The sequence below is a fragment of the Staphylococcus sp. HMSC62A08 genome (genome assembly GCF_001839105.1).
In the GTDB taxonomy this organism is placed as follows: domain Bacteria; phylum Bacillota; class Bacilli; order Staphylococcales; family Staphylococcaceae; genus Staphylococcus; species Staphylococcus caprae.
In genome coordinates this window covers 1-1,955 of record NZ_KV840053.1, presented here as the reverse complement: position 1 = coordinate 1,955, position 1,955 = coordinate 1, and the positions used below count along the sequence as shown (strand labels likewise).

At 31.3% G+C, this 1,955-nt stretch carries 1 protein-coding gene and 1 pseudogene; both read left to right on the top strand.

Annotated elements, in window-relative coordinates:
• Positions 1-886 (top strand): annotated as a pseudogene (locus HMPREF3264_RS11305) (smooth muscle caldesmon); the annotation flags it as partial.
• A gap of 277 nt (positions 887-1,163) precedes the next feature.
• Positions 1,164-1,955: bifunctional 3-deoxy-7-phosphoheptulonate synthase/chorismate mutase (locus HMPREF3264_RS11300; protein ID WP_070873372.1), on the top strand; the 792-nt coding region annotated here is incomplete at its 3' end.

Sequence of the window (1,955 nt, the reverse complement as noted above, 5' to 3'; positions counted from 1 at the left end):
AACAGAACTCGCAGATCAATCACCAGAAGCACAAAATATTCAAGAAGCTAAAAATGATGCGAAGGCTAAAGATAGCCAAGAAAACGCACATATTGATAGTGATAAAAAACCTTCTGCTGAAGAAATTGCTATCGCTCAAACAGCTGTTAAGAAAGAATCAAGCGATAATAATTTAGCTGATCCTACAACTAAAGAGGGTAAAAATGAAGATACAGCTAGTCATACACAAGCAGAAAAAATGGCAGTAGCTGCGCAAACTAAAAATGATAAAATCAATAATGATAGTCAAGTAGCTAAGAATACAAAAGATCTTACTACTGAACAAGATATTCCTAAATCTTCTAACAAAGAAGTTCCTAATTTAGTAACTAAAGATCAAAAAGAAGAAACATCATCTAATGAAGGTTCATTTGCTAACCGTTTAGCTACGGCAGCTAAGACAAAAAAATCCAAATTAACTAAAGGTTCTAAAGAAGCACAATTGACAGAAGCTCTATTAGCAGAACCAACGATTAAAAAAGGTAAGAAAAAAACAAATGTGCCAAACTTAGTCACTCAATCTAATAAGCAGTCTTCAAATGCAAAACAGAAAGATACTACTCAAAAAGGTACAACAACTCAGTCTCAAGCGTCAGCAACATTTGAAAATGGTGTAGTGACACATGAGAAGTCAACAAAAGGTAGTCAAAAATCTAAGAATAGTGGCAATAAAACGAATGCTACCAACAAAAAGAAAAACACTAATAAAAAGACAACAAACAAAAAACAAAGTAATACACCTAAACAAAACAATAGAAATCAAAAACAACAAACTCAATCAGATAATAATCAACAAAAGGTAGAAAAAGCGAACAGCAAGATTGAAAAACGTACTTTTAATGATTAAACTGAATAATTATATTAATTAAAGATATGATTCAAAAGGCTGGGGCAACTTTTAAAGATTGTCTCAGCCTTTCTAAATTAAAATGAAATTTCGCCCACATATGAAACACATTAACAGTTTGAGCAAGTTATGACGTTTTTAGAAAATTTTTTATTTTCTGTAAACAACAACTTGAACTATAAAATTGAAATTGTTAAAATTAGGTCTAAATACTTTTAATTTATCGCTTTAAAGTAATATACTTTCATACATAATTATATCTTAGAGGTGAGTAGAAATGACTAATAAATTGGAACAATACCGTGAAGAGATTGTCTCATTAAATAACCAAATTTTAGATTTGTTATCTAAGAGAGGCGAGTTAGCTCAAAAAATTGGAGAAGAAAAAATTAAACAAGGGACTCAAGTATATGATCCACAGCGTGAAAAAGAAATGATTAACGAATTATTGGATAAAAACCAAGGTCCATTTAATGATAATGTAATTAAGCAGTTGTTTAAAGAAATTTTTAAAGCCTCTACTGATTTACAAAAATCTGAAAATGAAAAACACCTTTATGTCTCTCGTAAACTTAAACCAGAAGATACGATTGTAAAATTTGATAACGGTGGCATCATTGGTGATGGAAATAAATCATTTGTATTCGGTCCTTGTTCGGTAGAATCACAAGAACAAGTGGATGCTGTTGCAAGTGACTTACAAGCTAAAGGACAAAAATTTATCAGAGGTGGTGCATTCAAACCTCGTACATCTCCATATGATTTCCAAGGTCTTGGTGTAGAAGGATTAAAAATACTTAAAAACGTTAAAGACAAGTTTAACTTAAATGTAGTGAGTGAGATAGTAAATCCTAATGACTTTGAAATTGCAGATGAATACTTAGATGTGTTCCAAATTGGCGCTCGAAATATGCAAAACTTCGAATTATTAAAAGAAGCTGGACGCACAAATAAACCGATTCTTTTAAAACGAGGTTTATCAGCGACTATTGAAGAGTTCATTTATGCAGCAGAGTATATTGCTTCTCAAGGCAATAGAAACATCATTTTATGTGAACGTGGTATACGT